Here is a 17,075-nt window from a genome sequence, read left to right on the forward strand (position 1 = left end):
TTAAATAATGTTCAACGGCATTTCTTTTTAATTCGAATTTATATTTTCTAGACATAATAAAACCGCACCTCCAATTGTTAGTTATTTGTCTAACAAATTGGGTGCGGTTCAAAGCAGGGTGGTTCTCGCTTTTTTGTATACAGAAATTAGCCACGGACCGACGTATCTTCTACCGATGACAACGCCTACTACACTTGTATGAAGAATGTATCGGTTTTGATATTATCGATCCATCTTTGTATGGCCATGAAATATTAGATTTTTTAAGTGAGTGTTAGAAAGAAGGAGGACTCGATTAAATCGGTTCTCTTTTTCATTTAGCGATGAGGGGGAATTTTGAAGATAGAAAAACTAAGCCCCCTTATTACAAACCTAAAAAGCGCCTTGGGAGAGAGGCGCTCTTTAGGTGAATGTATTGTAATGACTATTCGGTTTATTATATGTAAGTTGCTGAGGAAGTGTTTTATAAAAAAACGTTATTACCCTCTGTATTTTTTTATAAATTTATAAAACTTTTCCATACAGTGCGTCGTCTAATATATGGGAAGGAGGAAGTGGTGTGGATGAATTAACGGTAGAAGCGTTTGAAATAGAAGATAAGGAACTCCTTATCGATGAAATTATGAACAAGTATGGGCAAGAAGTGCTGCAACTTGTGTATTCATATGTAAGCAATAAAGAGGTTGCGGAGGATTTAACGCAAGATATATTTGTAAAATGTTATAAATCTCTTCATACATACAAAGGGAATTCGAACTTAAAAACATGGCTATGGAGAATTGCAATTAATCATTGTAAGGATTATTTAAAAAGTTGGTATAACAAAAAAGTTATTGTTACAGAGGATGACTTTACGTATATGGAAAGTCAAAAAGAAAGTGTGGAACAAACAGTTATTCAAAATGCGGAGGATCGTGAACTGGCTTCTGCAATAATGAATTTACCGATCAAATATCGAGAAGTTATTTATCTATTTTATTATGAAGAGTTATCAATTAAAGAGACTGCGATTGTAATAGATGTGAAGGAAAATACGATAAAAACGAGGCTGAAAAAAGCGAAGGAGCTTTTGAAGAAAGGATTGGAGGAATAATCAAATGGAAGATCGATTAAAAGGCCTGCGAAAATCAATGGAGAATACAACGTTTAAACATTTGAGTTTTTCTGATCAACATCGAAAACGAGTGCGTGAAAAAATCAATCAATCGTCCGAAAAGGAAGAAGATATCCTTTTAGCAGTGTTGCAACTTCTTATGAATGAAAAAACAGGTTATGAATTGATGCAGTTACTGCGCGGGAGAGGGATTCAAAAATTCGAAGGGGATGAAGGGTCTCTATACACGTTATTACATCGTCTAGAACAGAATCGCTTTATCCAATCTAGCTGGGATCATGCAGGAGCGAAATATTATCAATTAAATGATAAAGGAAACAAGATGCTGCGGAAGGCAGAGAAAAATGCTACGAAGGCGCAATTTATATTAAAAGGATTAGTACAGGAGTGAGAAAAAATTGAACAAAAAAGGGGAGCGTTTTTTAAAAGAAGTTACGAACCATATTAAATCAAAAGAAGCGAAGGACTTAGTAGCAACTGAACTGAATTTTCACTTGAAACAGGCTAAGAATATGTGGATGGGTAAAGGGTTAAGTGAGGAAGTTGCTGAAGATAAGGCTGTTGAGCAAATGGGGAGTCCAATTAAACTTGGCCGGGAACTGAACAAACTACATAAGCCAAAGGTGGATTGGTTTTTAATTGGTTTATTAGTGATTGCGATGGGATTAGGGTTCTTGCCGGTTATAGCTTTTGGACATACAAATGATTTACTACTGAATAAGGTGATTTTTGTTATTCTCGGTGTTGCAACAGTTGTAGTGATGATGCTGATTGATTACCGGAAATTAGAAAGACTCGGATGGCTGTTTTATACAATCGGTGTACTTATCTTGTTAGCTATAAAATGTTTTCCAACTGGTTACGTGATTGGGGAAGCAATAATAAAAATTGGCCCTATCAAAATTGACTGTTTAATGACGATACCATTCTTTTTTCTAGCTTGGGCTTCTTTTTTCAATAATAGTAGGTTGAAGTTTATACATCTTCTCATGTTGTACGTATTTTCTTTATATCTATTTTCAGCTACATCAATTCTTTTACCAATTTTCATCTATATTACGATGGTATTCGTTATGCTTTGGTGGAGTAAGCTAGGAAAGAAAACGGCATGGCTCATTACAATATTACCAGTTTTACCCTTTATTATTAGGGATCTATTTTCCTGGTCTGCTGTAAAAGAATACCGGATAGCTAGAATTTTAGGATTTATAAACCCGGAGCATGATCTATGGTATTTACGTTTGAAAGAGGCGATGTCTTCAGCAGGTTGGTTTGGTACATATGGAAATATAAAGGCTATCCCTGCTGCCCATACTGATTTTGTATTCGCGAGTTTGACTTACTATTATGGATATGTGCTTGCGCTAGTTCTTGTCTTGATTCTGTCTCTTTTTGCAGTAAGAATAATGAACATAGCTTATAAAATCAATGATGGCTATGGTAAATTGCTTCTCGTTGGTGGAGTGACTCTTTTCACAATCCATTTCATTTGTAACGTTGGCATGATTCTTGGGATATTACCACGTTTTTCTATATCGTTACCTTTTATTAGCTATGGATTGATACCAACTCTGTTTCATGCATTTATAATGGGAATTGTGTTGAGTGTATATCGACGTAAAGATATGTCGTTTAGAATGAGAAAGACACCTTGATACTTATTATAAGTTGCATATAAAGGTATTTATTATTATGATCAAGTACAAACGTAAATAGATAGCAAAAGGGGGGTATGATAAATAACCCTCTTTTCGTGTTTAAATAAGTGCACTTGCTTTTATAGAAGTACATAATTCAGAACGAGAAATTGATTCAGCTAGCTGCTGTAAATAAGCATATTCTGTCGCATCTTTTTCAGAAGTGTTAGGATCTAGTAAAGGTGAAGAAAGAAGTACGTCAATCGTAAGTATGTCTGCATCATGAAAAATGATGTTATAGCCTGCAAATACAGGGCGTTTTATGAAATTTAAGTAAGTGCGTGTTTGCATGCGTATCACTATTTTATGTACAATAAAAGAAAAGCCTCTTATGAGATGGGGAGAGAAATTTTCATGTCCAGCCAACAATTAGTGAATTTACGCATTGATTTTGCTTTTAAACAATTATTGTTTGTTCGTTGGTTGGTTATTATTACTTCCGGCAAACGAGGATGAACAACTAACCCAAACATTGGAGGACATTGCGATGAACCATGATCCGATTTTACAAAAAGCGATGAATAAATGGGAGCGTATGAGTCAAGATTCTTCTTTCCGACAAGCATATGAGGCAAGAGAGAAAGCTTTAATGGATGAAGCCGCAAAGTTCGCTCATGCTCGTAATGAAGGAAAGAAAGAGGGGATTGAAGAAGGTAAGATTCAATTAATTCGTGGAATGCATAAAAACGGAATGACAATCGAAGATATTGCAAAGTTTACAAATTTACGTTTAGAAGAAATACGAGGCATTGTACAAGTCTAAATGATAAAAAGAACACCTCCATTGAATTTGCATACTTAATGTGCGAATTCGGGAGGTGTTCTAATATGTGTCCCGTTTTCGGGGTTCACTTCAATTATCAAGGTGTTTTCATTATAAGCTCAAAACTCTCCGAATCAGCCTCAAGTATAAAAGGATTAACCTCGCCAACGCTATAAAGTTGTAATTCATGCATTGCGCGCGTACAAGCAGTGTAGAACAATCTACGAACGCTCTCATCACTGTACACATCTTTAGAAGCATCGTAAATAATAACAGCGTCAAATTCAATACCCTTCGCTAAATAAGCAGGGATCACGACGATGCCTTGCTCATACTCGGCTGAGTTACTCTTCACGAGTTTAATATTCTCGATATGATTAAGCGCTTCGTAAGCAGCTGCACTTTCGGCTGCAGATTTACATATAATTGCGATCGTATTGTGCTGCTCTTTTTGTAGTGCAGCAACTTTGGCAGTAATATGTTTGTGCAGTTCGCTATCATTTGATACTTTCGTCACTGTAGGTTTCTCACCGTCACGTTCAAAGGCGTGAATGTTCTTTCCTTCTGGTACGAGAGCACGTGTGAATTCAATAATCGGTTTTGTTGAGCGATAGCTACGAGTTAAGTTAATGCCGTTCGTTTCGTCTGGTCCGTATAAATTCGTAAGTGTATCGAAATTCACCGTTTCACTCGCATGGGCAAATATTGCTTGGTTAAAGTCTCCGAGTACTGTCATTCTTGCGGCAGGGAAGAGACGTTTTAAAAACTCGAACTGAAACGGTGAATAATCTTGCGCTTCGTCTACGAGTACGTGTTTAATCGATCTGTTCGTTTGGAAGCCTTCAATTAACTCTTTTAAAAGTAAAAATGGAGTCGCATCCTCGTAATATAGTTTTCCTTCATCGAGCATGTTCACCGTTAAAGAACAAATGTCATCCCATTCTTTCGGTTTTTCTCCAGTCCCCCATGATGCATCTGTGAAAAGTTGTTTATATATGCCCGTGAAATTGATAAAGCGTAATGTTTGAACGCCTTTACGCAGTGGCTTCAATTTTTTACGGACAATCATACGTCCAAGTACTCTCGTTTCTTTTTCAAAATCTTGAAAGGAGTTGTCGTCAAACTCACCTTTTTTTTGTAAATATTTATAAGCCTTTTGGTATTCATCTTTACTAAGTAATTCAATTTCCTCTTCTACCCAAGGCTTTTTCAGTTCTGTTTTTTCAATTTCATCTATTTGTTTATTTAGCCAATCCGTTAACTTTTCAATTCGATTATGGAAGCGGAGGGAGGAATCGGTATTGTAAAACTGCTCTGTAATTTCTTTAGCAGAAACAATTAACTTTCCTCTAAATTTCATTCCCCTAAATAGCATGCCTGAAGATTCAAGAGATTCTCTGTACGTTCTAATCATTTCGAAAAATTGAGTAGATGCCTTAAATCGGATGCTCGCATTTCTCGTTTTATAGGTAGGGCTATTCGTTTCAGTTAGCATATATTCTAATTGCTCATAAGGATCTTCAACATCAAATGACTTGCTTAGTCTATGGTTTAAATATTCTTGGAATGTCACTTGCTGCATATTTTCTTCGCCAAGTTCAGGTAGTACGTTAGATACGTAGCTATTGAACATAGAGTTAGGGGAGAAGAGAATAATTTGATCCGCTTTGAGCCATTCGCGATATTTATATAGTAAGTAGGCGATTCGTTGCAGCGCAGCAGACGTTTTACCGCTACCAGCAGCTCCTTGCACGATAAGAAGTCGGCCTTCATCGTGACGAATAATTTCATTTTGCTCGCGCTGAATTGTAGCAACGATACTTTGCATATGTTTGTTCGTACCTTTTCCGAGCGCTTGTTGCAAGATCTCATCACCAATTGTAAGGCTCGTATCGAACATAGAATCAATCTCGCCATTTTGAATAATGTATTGTAATTTTTTCTCCACATTACCGTGAATTACGCCTCCTGGTGTACTGTATTCAGCCGGTCCTGGTGGATAATCATAGTACACACTCGAAATAGGTGCGCGCCAGTCATATATAAGAAAGTTTTCTCCGCTTGCATCAGTAAGCGTGGCTACACCGATATAAATTTTCTCCGCAGCAGGTTCTCCTTCTTCTTTAAAATCAATTCTTCCGAAATAAGGTGCTTTATGCATGCGTCTTAATGCGGCAAGTCGATTAAAGGTGTGCTTATGAGTAATTTGTGTGACAGCTAGTGACTGAGCTTGTTGCCTTAAGTTGATAACTGTTTCCAGATAATCATCAAAAGTATCAGTGTTCACTTTCACATCATCCCAAAAGTGTTTACGAATATTGATTACTTCTGCCCGGCGTCTGCCAGTTTCGTTTTCCAGTTTATCAATTTGCTCCGTAATTGTTTCAATTACGGTATCCAATCGTTTTTGCTCTAAATCAAGTTTTTTGTTCATACGGTAAGCACTCCTTTAAAAGTGAAAAATAGAGGTTGACTGAAGATGTGTTTTGGTGTACAATTAAGATACGGATAAATACGTTCTTTGTATTTTGTAAAATGTGTTTCTGTACTAATTTAACATAGTTTTTTAATTTAATCAATGAATAATGAGACAAGACTCTAATTTCCTGTATAGTTTGAGGAGGTTAGGGTCTTTTTGTTTTTTAGTTGTTGCTTGCTGTATTCAGCATTAACTGCACGTACAGGCCTAATTGGTGTGGTTAATAATGAGAGGGGGGACAAAACTCATCTGATTAAAGGATCACTTTATTGTATGTTCGAGTACTTAGTTATATTTTTGTAAATAAAATTTTTTATTCTTTATATATAGAAAAAGAGTTTTATTATTAAAAATATAAAAAAATAGCTTATTAAAATTAAATTCCTATTATATACTAAAATATGTATAGAAATGTAATATTTATTTTATGCAAGGCTTGCCTTGGGAGGAGAGAGAGAAGTGAAAGAATGTCCAATATGTTTAGATGGGGTGGAATATCCTAAAAATGTTGGGGAATGTCCGAAGTGTAAAAACTTTTTAAGGATGAAAAAGAAATCAGCGAATACTACGGTAAATGATGATTTTGCGGATGTATTTGATAATACTTTCTATGAAGAAAAGAAGCCCATCCCCCCTAATAAAACAACTGATCCATTTGAATCTACATATACGGAGCAGCAAACAAGTGCAGCGAGAGAAACAATAAAAGTAAGTAAGGCTAAAAAGAATGGATCAATAAAAGGGCAGGTAAGTAATTTTCAAGAGGATGTAATACCAGGTAAAATGCTTGGAAGATGGTTTGATGCATGTATAAAAGGAATTCCATTTATGAAGGATGGATATATGAATACATTCCAAGTGTATGATCAAGATGGAGAAGGGCATGAAGTAGTTGTATATGGAAAAATTGTAAGAGGGAAAATTGGAGATCATAATTTAGTTCAAGTGTTTGGAAAGCGCGATCGTCATGGGACAGTAGTAGCTAAGCATATTGAAAATTTAAATAGCAACACGACAGTTTCAGTCAATAGTGGTATGTCAGCAAATAGTGTAAGATTTTTGACGGCAATTATTATATTCTTATTATTCTCTATTATTAATTTTGTTATTTCTTTTGACTGGATTGGGCTTGTTAATTTAGTGGTATCTGTCATTTTAACTTTCTTATCAAATATATTTGTTGCCATATTACCGTTAATCATCGTTCTTTTTGGAATTTGGATAATGATTAAAAAGGTTTTTCGTTAAATAGATTATGAAAATGAGCACTCAAAAGTATGAGTGCTTTTTTATGCAGTCTTTAGTTTATTAATGGGGGGATTTCTTTGCGCTTACATAACATAGATACAGTAGAAATAAGAGAAAAAGATCATTTATTGAGAAAGTCTTATTTGGATAAATCGAATTTAAGTCCGGATTTAAATATGGAACCATTGGGACAACTTAGTTTCGTTAAAATAAAAGGTCTTGCAAATTTTTGGGAGGGAAAGGACGAAAAGGAATTTGACTTTGATGCCATTATGAGTGATGTGCTTAGTGGTTTTTCATCTTTACAGTCAACGTTTACATTTTTACTGATTGGTAGTCCGAAAGAAATAGGTGTTTATGTTGGAACGGATCAATTCAATCAGTCCATTTTATCTTCTTCATTGCATGCCTCATATCCTTATGCCAAATTGCAAGAAGTTGAAATGGATGAGATGTCACAGAAGTTACGTTCCATCGGGAATAACGGAGGAATTATTACAGGTATCCCGACTAATAAAACTTTTGGGGAAAGTAAGAGTCAACAAATTGAACGTTTATGTACCGGGATGTATGGGAGTTCTTGGGCGTATATTGTGGTTGCGAAGTCGATGAGTCCTTTTCAAGTAACGTTAGCGCATGAAAGGGTATTGAATGAAATTGATAACGTAAGTAAGTTTATTAAAGTATCAGAATCAGGTGGAAGTCTAGGTAAGGAATCTTGGGAAGTAACGAACTTAACCATTCAAAAGTACGTGGACAACCTTAATTCATTAGAAGAGAGTATGGATAGTGGAAGAACGATGGGAATGTGGAGAGTTGCTGGATATTATTTGGCGGATCAATTCATAAATGCAACAAAATTACGAAACTTAATTACTTCTGTTTATAATGGTGAACAATCTAAACCGGAGAGAATACGAACTTTACCTGTAGATAACATTTTATACTATGCATCTAATTTTCAGTTTCCAGCGAATGAATTACCACGCCAGAAGGCTATGAAGCATCCGATAGGAGTATGGGATTTGCATGGTGAAGGGATTACGAAGGAAGTTCATTGCTATAAGTATTTGTATCAAACGATTTTGCCGACTGGAGAGCTTTCAACTTTATGCCAAATCCCACGGAAAGAAATGCCGGGTTTTTATATTGATCAGTATGTGGAGTTTGATGTTGCGAACCGTCGTTCAATCCATGATGAAAGTAATAGTTTTACAGTAGGAAAGATCATTAATGGCAATGAAGAAATAAAGTCGTATGAAAAATTAGAGCCAAGTAATCTCATCTATGATATGGATTTAATGGATTTAAGCCGACATGGTTTAATTGTAGGAATTACGGGTGGAGGTAAGTCTAATACTTCTAAAGGACTGCTTCGTAATTTATGGAATAAACACCGTATTCCTTTCATGGTAATCGAATCAGCTAAACGGGAATATTGGGAAATGTACAATATGGAAGGTTTTGAAGATGTTTTAGTCTTTACCTTGGGAGCGGAGGATGAAAATTCTGTTCCGTATCGAATTAACCCATTTGAAAAAATAGAAGGCGTTCCATTACAGACTCATATTGATTATGTGCTATCAACTTTTAAGGCGAGCTTTGAGCTTTATGCACCAATGCCGCATGTTTTAGAAACTAGCATTTATCAAATATATGAAGATCGAGGCTGGGACATATTAAGTAATAAAAATAAATACGGTGCAAATGTTTTTCCAACCTTAGATGACTTATATTACAAAGTTGATGTTGTTGTTGATAATTTAGGATATGATCAACGCTTAAAATCAGATATTACGGCAGCACTTAAGGCAAGGATACACTCATTACGTGTTGGTGGCAAAGGTGCCATGTTAAATACAGATAAGTCTATTCCAATTGCGGATTTATTGTCTCGACCTGTCATTTTGGAACTAGAAGATATAGGCGATGATGATGTAAAAGCATTTATGATGGGAATTATTTTAGTTCAACTTTATGAATATAGAAGGACGAAACTTACTAGAAATAAAGGATTTGAACATCTGATTTTAATTGAAGAAGCACATAGATTGTTAGCTAATGTATCAGGTGGCGGGGAAGGGAATGTTCGTGCGAAATCAGTAGAGTTTTTTACAAATTTATTAGCCGAAATTCGTAGTTATGGACAAGGTTTTTTAATTGCGGATCAAGTTCCAACGAAACTAGCTCCGGATACATTAAAAAATACTAATTTAAAAATTGTTCATAGAATTGTTATGCAGGAAGATCGTGAGTTAATTGGACAATCTATGAATATGACACAAGAACAAATTGAATACATTAGTTCTTTAAGAAGAGGATTTGCTGCTGTTTATGCAGAAGGAGATATGCGGCCAAAACTCGTACAAATGCCTTATGTAAAGGAAGATTTTGATTATTCAAGAAGAACTGTTATTCAAAATGTGAAAGATGCAGTGAAAAACGAATTTCATCATTATGATAGAAAATATGATTTTGGTCCTGCTTGCGCCTTTTGTATGGATAAGTGTAACCGTCGTGAAGAGATGGGAAAAATAAAGGGATTTATTGTAAAGCAAAATTGGTTACGCGACATGTTAGAGGACGCTAAAAATGCAGAGTTTAAACCAGATTGGTTTGAAGGATTGTTTGAAATGTTGGAAAATAACGGAATGAGTTCACTCCGAAATTATCATACGAGATTATGTACTTTAAATGTCTTTTTAGATAACAGAGATTTAGAAGAAAGCTATAAACGAGAAGCTGTAATAAATTATATGAAACATAATCTATTAAAGGATGAATGAATATGAAAGAATTCGATCGAAAAGACCACGTTGATAAAGTAGAGGAAGAAGACAAACTTGAAGAAAAGAAAGAAAAAAGTATAGAGGAAGCAAGCAAGAAGAAGCAGGCTTATAATTTTGATAAATATAATGAACAATTTGAGGGGCGTAAGCAGGAAACGATTGAAGATGAACTTGCTGAAAATAATCGGAATATTAGTTTTGATAAATATCAAAAGCAATTAAATAAGGACATAACAGAGCAGCAAAATGAACAAGATGAAATAAATCCTGAGGTAGATTCTCCGGAAGTTATGGAGGCCAAAAAGGTTGAAAAGGAAAATATCGAGACCAAAAAGCGGCTTGAGAATATGGAAGAAAATGCGGAAGAAATAAAGGAAGCAAAAGAATCTCTAGAAGGAACAAATGGAGGAAAGAATCCAGAGCGAGTAGAAGAAACGCCGAAGCAAGAAGAAATAGAAGAAGGCAAGAAACTAGAACAGTCGGAAGAAGCTGGAGAAAAAAATCTAGAGCAAGTAGAAGAAACGCCGAAGCAAGAAGAAATAGAAGAAGGTAAGAAACTAGAACAGTCGGAAGAAGCTGGAGGGAAGAATCCAGAGCAAGTAGAAGAAACACCGAAGCAAGAAGGAACAGATGGAGAAAGCCAACTTGATCAGGCAGGAGAAACAACAGAAGAAACTGGAGAGAAGAACCCAGAGCAAGTAGAAGAAATGCCGAAGCAAGTGGAAACAGAAGAAGGTAAGAAACTTGATCAGTCGGGAGAAACAACAGAAGAAGATGTGGAAAAGAACCCAGAGCAAGTAGAAGAAACACGGAAACAAGAAGAAACAGAAGAAGGCAAGAAACTTGATCAGTCGGAAGAAACAGGAGAAAAGACTCAAGAGCAAGTAGAAGAAACGCCGAAGCAAGAAGGAACAGATGGGGAGCAGGCACTTGATCAGTCGGAAGAAGCAGGAGAAAAGAACTCAGAGCAAGTAGAAGAAACGCGGAAACAAGAAGAAACAGAAGAAGGCAAGAAACTTGATCAGACGGAAGAAACAACAGAAGAAGCAGGAGAAAAGAACCCAGAGCAAGTAGAAGAAATGCCGAAGCAAGTGGAAACAGATGGAGACAAGAAACTTGAACAGTCGGGAGAAACAACAGAGGAAGATGTGGAAAAGAACCCAGAGCAAGTAGAAGAAACGCCGAAACAAGAAGGAACAGATGAAGGCAAGAAACTTGAACAGTCGGGAGAAACAACAGAAGAAGATGTGGAAAAGAACCCAGAGCAAGTAGAAGAAACGCCGAAACAAGAAGGAACAGATGGAGAAAACCAACTTGATCAGGCAGGAGAAACAACAGAAGAAACTGGAGGGAAGAACCCAGAGCAAGTAGAAGAAACGCCGAAACAAGAAGAAACAGATGGAGAAAACCAACTTGATCAGGCAGGAGAAACAACAGAAGAAACTGGAGGGAAGAACCCAGAGCAAGTAGAAGAAATGCCGAAGCAAGAAGGAACAGATGAAAGCAAGGCGCTTGATCAAACAGTAGAACCAACGGAAGAAGCAGGAGAAAAGAACCCAGAGCAAGTAGAAGAAATGCCGGAGCAAGTGGAAACAGATGAAGGCAAGAAACTTGATCAGTCGGGAGAAGCAACAGAAGAAGATGTGGAAAAGAACCCAGAGCAAGTAGAAGAAATGCCGAAACAAGAAGAAACAGAAGAAGACGAGGCGCTTGATCAGTCAGAAGAACCATCGGAACAAGAAGTGCAAGATGATGAGAAACCCTCTGAGACAAGAGAGAATATAGAAGGAACTGATTCGTCGGAAGGTTCAAGAGAAGAAGAAACTGTTAAAAAAGAGTTTGAGCCGAGAAGTGAGACTGAAGAAGAATCGGGATTCGACCTAGATAAATTGTTTGATCAGAAAAAGAAAGAGATAGATCAACGAACGATTGGACAAATTTTAAAAGAAAGAAAAGATGCTTGGAGAGAAGCTGGCTATGGTGATAGTTTTAAAGAAATGTGGAAGAATGCCATACAAGCACAAGTGGATGCAGCGAAAGAAGGTAGATTGTGGGAATATAACAAAGAAGAGTTTCGTAAAGAGATAAAGCATGTGTATGAAGATGGAATGAAGTTAGCAAATAAAGTAATTGAAAATAATAAAATACTAGGTCCTATAAAAGAAGTGCTAGAAGAGCGGAATAAAAAATGGAATGAAGCTGGCGAAGGAAAATACACACTGAAAAGTAGTATTGAGGCGCAAATAGAAGCCGCAAAACAAGGGCCAAAAGCATGGTGGGAGTACAATAAGAAAGAGTTTAGTAAAGAGATAAAAACTGCGTATGAAGATTGTGCAAAAATGGCGGATAAAATTACCGACAATTATCAAACGTTAAAAAATATAAAAGTGTCACTGGAAGAGCGTCATCAAAAACGGATAGAAGATGGTGAAGGCGCAACGTTATTAGAAATGTGTAAAAATAGCGTGAGGGCACAAATAGATGCGGCAAAAGAAGGTAGATTGTGGGAATATAACAAAGAAGAGTTTCGTAAAGAAATAAAAAATGTGTATGAAGACGGCGTGAAAATAGCAGATAAAATTACTGATACTTATAAGGTAATAGCAAATGCAAAAGTATCATTGAGAGAGAGACATGAAAAGCGAATAGAAGATGGCGAGGGCGCAACGCTATTGGAAATGTGTAAAAATAGTGTAAGAGCACAAATAGATGCAGCAAAAGAAGGTAGATTGTGGGAATATAACAAAGAAGAGTTTCGTAAAGAAATAAAAAATGTGTATGAAGATAGTATGAAAGTAGCAAATAAAATGATAGAAGGTAATAAAATACTATTTTCTATAAAAGAGGTTGTCATAGAACGCGAGAAAATATGGAGCGAGTCTGGAGACGAAAAGTACACATTGAAAGGTAGTATTAAAGCACAAATAGAAGCGATAAAGCAAGGGCCGGCAGAATGGTTTAAATATAATAAAGAAGAGTTTAGTAGAGAAATAAAAACAGTTTATGAAGATAGTATGAAAGTAGCGGATAAAATCATTGATAAGTATAAGCCGTTAGCTGATGCAAGAGATGTTTTGGAAGCACGTGATAAAAAATGGAGAGAAGCTGGTGAAGCAAATACGATAATAAGTAGTTTTAAGGCGCAGCTAGAGGTAGCTAATAAGAGCCCAAAAGCATGGTGGGATTATAATATAAAAGGTATTCAGAGAGAAACGAGACATCTGTTTGAAGATGGAAGAATGTATCTTATCAAATATATGGACACACCAGGGTTATTTGATGAAGTTGATGATAAGGCTTCTGAGAAAAAAGATGATACAAAAAAGTTCAAGAAATAGAAAGGAAGGGGATAGAGGATCAAATAGATGAAGAAGATCTATCTCATTTTGAAGAAAATAATACACACTCTGTTTTTGCTCCAAATAGTGAAAGTGTAGTGGAAGACGATTTAGAGCAAGAGATGCAGCGAGAATTAAATGATACAGTTGTTGATGTGGCAGAGAAAACTTTAGGTAAAGAATATAAAAACTATAAAGCTGTGGAATATACTGGGACAACTAAAGTTGATGGGGAAGCAAGGGATATTAGCAGACGGGTTTTTCAAAGGTTAGATATTGATTACGAGAGAATTGACTTGAAAACTGGTATGACGAACGTTCAATTGATGAAAAAAGGAAGAGCACCAATTTGGAAAGATGGAACCGCTATAGAGCTTCATCATTTAATTCAAAGAGAGCCAGGCTCAATGGTGGAAATTCCAGCGAGTATGCATGATGAGTATAATAAAATTTTGCATGGTTTAGTGGAGAACGGTGGGAGTTTTAGGAATAACCCTGTATTAAGGAAGCAATATGATAACTTTAGGACAAAATATTGGAGATGGAGAGCTAGACAAATAGAGAATGAACAAATTTAAGAGGTGAAAAGAATTATGGGTCAGAAGGAATTAATTAATTTTATTAATGAAAATATGGAATTAGATGATTTCACAGGTGGGATAGATGAAAAGCAAATAAATACTATTCAAAATAAGCTAGGGGTAGTATTCCCTAAAAGTTATCAATGGTTTCTAATTAACTATGGATCTGGGGGGATGTTTGGTGTTGATATTTTAGGAGTAGCAAAGTCAAATATAGCTTCTGTTGTTATTGAAACAGAAAGGTTTAGGGATTTAGGATTAGATAAAAATTTAGTTGTTATCGAAGATAGCGGAGAATACGCTTATTGTTTATATACAGATGAAATGGAGAATAATGAGTGTCCGGTAATAGTATGGGATAGACAAATGGGGATTGATGAAACAATTGAAGCAAATAATTTTTATGAGTTTTTTTTGCGAAGATTAATAGATGCAAAAGAAGCGTGGGAAGAAGATTTTTAATGTAGATAAGTGACCTTATAGAGAATCGTTGCAAGGAAATAATAGTATACTCGCAGAGTCGGTAGACAATTATGTGAAAGAGAAACTCGGTGTAGATGAAATTCCCGAAGAAATAAGTGAAACATTACAAGAGGGAATGGAAGAAATTATGGATGAACTTGCAAGTGAAATAACGGAATGCATATTAGGAGAAGTTGTTCCGTTTCTTCGTCACATTCGTACACGTGTTGAGGAAGGGAAAGAAAATGGTGAAGGTGATACATTTGTAGAACAATGGAAAAATGCCATTGCGCATTATAAAGAATTATTAGAAAGAAAAGAATTCACGAGGGAATTTGTGAAAGGATTGGGAGAAGAAGCTCAAAATTTAGGACGTCACGTTACGTATGCTACGATTGCTATCCCTCGCCTGACTATTAAATTAGGAAAACTGTTGTATAAGCGAAAAAGATAGTAGTTTAATAAAATATTTATGAGGTGGATAAAATGTCAACATTAAAAACAATAAAAGAGAATTTAATACAATCTGTAATTGCATCGGTATTAGCGGTGATTTCGGAAAAAGGATTAAAGCCAGTAGAAGAGTTGAAGATAGATGGATCACCTGTTGCATACACTGGGGATGTAGGGATGTTCATTTCGGCTCTTATTGAATTACATGATATTTTCGAGTTGAACTTTGAAATGGACTTGAACGAAGTTGGGACTAAGTTTCCAACAATTGAATCGCTTGTTGAGTACTTTATGATTCGCATTGTAGATGAAAAAATTTAATGTATTTGTAGTTAAGGTGGCTTGTAGCGTACTTGCTAAAGCCGCCATATTTTTATATCAGAAAATATTTTATGATTTTTCTGAAAAAACACAACAAAAATGGTTGTAGAAGGTATAAAATATACATAAAATGATGTAGTTAAATTACGGGAAATTTTCATTGACGGAACTTTTTTAACTATTTATTATAATTAATGAGTCGTGCTTATGGTAAATTTGTGAAAAAAATGTTAGATTTATCTTATTTGTTATAACAATATGTAGTGAAAAAAGGATATTGAGGAGCTGATTAGGTGATTATTGGTATCGATTTAGGAACAACCAACTCGGCGGTGGCATACATAGATGATAGTGGAAACCCAACAATTTTGCCAAACCGTGAGGGAGAAAGAGTTACTCCATCAGTTATATTTTTTGAAGATGGATCACCTGTTATAGGTTCAACTGCAAAAAGTATTTCTGTATCAGACCCAACAAATACTGTTCAATTTGTGAAGAGACAGATGGGAAATGCAAGTTATAAATTCCCGATAGGTGGAGAGGTATTTACACCTGAGGATCTTTCGGCTCTTATTTTGAAACGTTTAAAAGAAGATGCAGAAGAAGCAATAGGCGCTAAAGTGACGAAAGCTGTTATTACAGTACCAGCTTATTTTGATGATGCGCAAAGAAAAGCAACGCAAGATGCGGGCAGAATTGCTGGTTTACATGTACTTAAGGTAATTAACGAACCAACAGCTGCTGCATTAGCATATGGTTTAGCGAATCGTGAGCAAAAGCAGAATGTAATGGTGTACGATTTAGGCGGAGGTACATTTGACGTGACGCTGATACAACTAAATCAAGATGAAGTAGTTGTTAAGGCTACTGGGGGAGATCGTAACTTAGGCGGTTTCGATTTTGATAACAAAATCTTTGAATTAGTAGAACAGAAATTTGAAGAAGAGCATGGATTAGATTTATATGATGATTTAAATGCAGTACAAGATTTACGTGAGAAAGCGGAAGCTTGTAAAAAAATGCTATCATCTCGTAAAAAATCGGTTATTACACTTTCATCTCAAGGGCGTACAGTAAAAGTTGAAGTGACGAAAGAAAAATTTGATGAACTTCTGTCACCTCTTTTAAGTCGTACGGCTTTAATTATGAAAAATGTTTTGATGGATGCTGAATTATCTTGGGGAGATATTGATAAGATTGTACTTGTTGGTGGATCGACAAGAGTTCCAGCTGTATCAGATTTAATTGAACGTACAACAGGAATTAAGCCTTCAAAAGATGTTAACCCTGATGAAGTAGTTGCATTAGGAGCTGCTATTCAAGGAAGTTTATTACAAGTAGATAATGAAGCGTCTAACAATGCAGAAGAGTTTAAACCAAAAACGAGAGTAGTAGATGTAAACTCACATAGTTTAGGGATTTTAATTCATGATAATAACACTGGTGGATTCATTAACCAAAAAATGATTGTTCGAAATACACCAATTCCAGCTAGTGAAGAAGCTGTCTTTTATACAGTTAATGATGGGCAAACATCTCTTCACGTTCAAGTAACAGAAGGGGAAGACAGTGACCCTGACTTTGTAAAAGTTATCGGTGAATCGAATCTAGATTTAAGAGGATCAAAACCACAAGGATACCCAGTTCGCTTTATTTTTACATATGACGAAAATGGCGTTGTACACGTTTATGGAAAAGATGAAAATACTGGTCAACATTTAGGTGAAATGCAAATTGAAAGAAAATCAAATTTAACAGAAGCAGCAATTGAGAAAAAAGCTGAAAAGTTAGCAGGAATTTCAGTGGAATAACGATTTTTTTTTGATGTAT

Annotated in this window: 12 protein-coding genes and 2 pseudogenes; 12 read left to right on the forward strand and 2 right to left on the reverse strand. The window is 35.8% G+C overall.

Annotation, left to right across the window (positions count from 1 at the left end; translation table 11 throughout):
* Positions 1-559: 559 nt before the first annotated feature.
* From ACTFRN_RS07120 to ACTFRN_RS07130, 3 genes are read left to right on the forward strand one after another with little or no spacing between them, the layout of a single operon-like run.
* The gene (locus tag ACTFRN_RS07120) at positions 560-1,093 is read left to right on the forward strand and encodes a sigma-70 family RNA polymerase sigma factor (RefSeq protein ID WP_000344027.1); all 534 of its coding nucleotides are present in this window, start codon (positions 560-562) and stop codon (positions 1,091-1,093) included.
* Positions 1,094-1,097: 4 nt separating this feature from the next.
* Positions 1,098-1,505 carry a PadR family transcriptional regulator gene (locus ACTFRN_RS07125; protein WP_000390177.1) on the forward strand — a complete coding sequence of 136 codons (408 nt, stop codon included), beginning with the start codon at positions 1,098-1,100 and terminating at the stop codon, positions 1,503-1,505.
* Between the two features lie 7 nt (positions 1,506-1,512).
* Positions 1,513-2,769 carry an FtsW/RodA/SpoVE family cell cycle protein gene (locus tag ACTFRN_RS07130; RefSeq protein ID WP_001034634.1) on the forward strand — a complete coding sequence of 419 codons (1,257 nt, stop codon included), beginning with the start codon at positions 1,513-1,515 and terminating at the stop codon, positions 2,767-2,769.
* A gap of 102 nt (positions 2,770-2,871) precedes the next feature.
* Here the strand turns inward: ACTFRN_RS07130 and ACTFRN_RS07135 are convergent.
* Positions 2,872-3,075: pseudogene (locus ACTFRN_RS07135) on the reverse strand (hypothetical protein); the annotation flags it as partial.
* 151 nt (positions 3,076-3,226) lie between these two features.
* Here ACTFRN_RS07135 and ACTFRN_RS07140 point away from each other — a divergent pair.
* Positions 3,227-3,574: pseudogene (locus ACTFRN_RS07140) on the forward strand (Rpn family recombination-promoting nuclease/putative transposase); the annotation flags it as partial.
* Positions 3,575-3,671: 97 nt separating this feature from the next.
* Here the strand turns inward: ACTFRN_RS07140 and helD are convergent.
* Entirely contained in the window at positions 3,672-6,008 is a 2,337-nt protein-coding gene (helD, locus tag ACTFRN_RS07145) for an RNA polymerase recycling motor HelD (protein ID WP_001035426.1), read from the reverse strand.
* A 504-nt stretch (positions 6,009-6,512) separates the two neighbouring features.
* Here helD and ACTFRN_RS07150 point away from each other — a divergent pair.
* From ACTFRN_RS07150 to ACTFRN_RS07185, 8 genes are all read left to right on the forward strand, one after another.
* Positions 6,513-7,301 (forward strand): hypothetical protein, encoded by a 789-nt coding sequence (locus ACTFRN_RS07150; RefSeq protein ID WP_074567649.1) that lies wholly within the window; start codon positions 6,513-6,515, stop codon positions 7,299-7,301.
* Positions 7,302-7,378: 77 nt separating this feature from the next.
* On the forward strand, positions 7,379-10,087 hold the full coding sequence (locus tag ACTFRN_RS07155) for an ATP-binding protein (RefSeq protein ID WP_088106539.1): 2,709 nt from the start codon (positions 7,379-7,381) through the stop codon (positions 10,085-10,087).
* Between the two features lie 2 nt (positions 10,088-10,089).
* Complete coding sequence (locus ACTFRN_RS07160) at positions 10,090-13,428, forward strand: hypothetical protein (RefSeq protein ID WP_440038036.1); 3,339 nt, start codon at positions 10,090-10,092, stop codon at positions 13,426-13,428.
* Between the two features lie 98 nt (positions 13,429-13,526).
* On the forward strand, positions 13,527-14,006 hold the full coding sequence (locus ACTFRN_RS07165; protein ID WP_229136441.1) for an HNH/ENDO VII family nuclease: 480 nt from the start codon (positions 13,527-13,529) through the stop codon (positions 14,004-14,006).
* Between the two features lie 15 nt (positions 14,007-14,021).
* Positions 14,022-14,471, forward strand: a complete 450-nt coding sequence (locus ACTFRN_RS07170) for an SMI1/KNR4 family protein (protein WP_049111581.1) — start codon at positions 14,022-14,024, stop codon at positions 14,469-14,471.
* A gap of 73 nt (positions 14,472-14,544) precedes the next feature.
* The gene (locus ACTFRN_RS07175) at positions 14,545-14,925 is read left to right on the forward strand and encodes a hypothetical protein (RefSeq protein ID WP_049111580.1); all 381 of its coding nucleotides are present in this window, start codon (positions 14,545-14,547) and stop codon (positions 14,923-14,925) included.
* Between the two features lie 32 nt (positions 14,926-14,957).
* Complete coding sequence (locus tag ACTFRN_RS07180; RefSeq protein ID WP_000105691.1) at positions 14,958-15,245, forward strand: hypothetical protein; 288 nt, start codon at positions 14,958-14,960, stop codon at positions 15,243-15,245.
* Between the two features lie 293 nt (positions 15,246-15,538).
* Positions 15,539-17,056 (forward strand): Hsp70 family protein, encoded by a 1,518-nt coding sequence (locus ACTFRN_RS07185; protein WP_000583401.1) that lies wholly within the window; start codon positions 15,539-15,541, stop codon positions 17,054-17,056.
* The last annotated feature ends 19 nt before the right edge of the window (positions 17,057-17,075 follow it).

The sequence above is a fragment of the Bacillus cereus group sp. MYBK245-2 genome (assembly GCF_051916145.1).
GTDB classification, from domain to species: Bacteria; Bacillota; Bacilli; order Bacillales; family Bacillaceae_G; genus Bacillus_A; species Bacillus_A pacificus.

Coding starts and splice junctions, on each gene's coding strand:
- ACTFRN_RS07180 (WP_000105691.1), top strand. CDS start 14,958: ATGTCAACATTAAAAACAATAAAAGAGAATTTAATACAATCTGTAATT.
- ACTFRN_RS07125 (WP_000390177.1), top strand. CDS start 1,098: ATGGAAGATCGATTAAAAGGCCTGCGAAAATCAATGGAGAATACAACG.
- helD (WP_001035426.1), bottom strand. CDS start 6,008: ATGAACAAAAAACTTGATTTAGAGCAAAAACGATTGGATACCGTAATT.
- ACTFRN_RS07170 (WP_049111581.1), top strand. CDS start 14,022: ATGGGTCAGAAGGAATTAATTAATTTTATTAATGAAAATATGGAATTA.
- ACTFRN_RS07160 (WP_440038036.1), top strand. CDS start 10,090: ATGAAAGAATTCGATCGAAAAGACCACGTTGATAAAGTAGAGGAAGAA.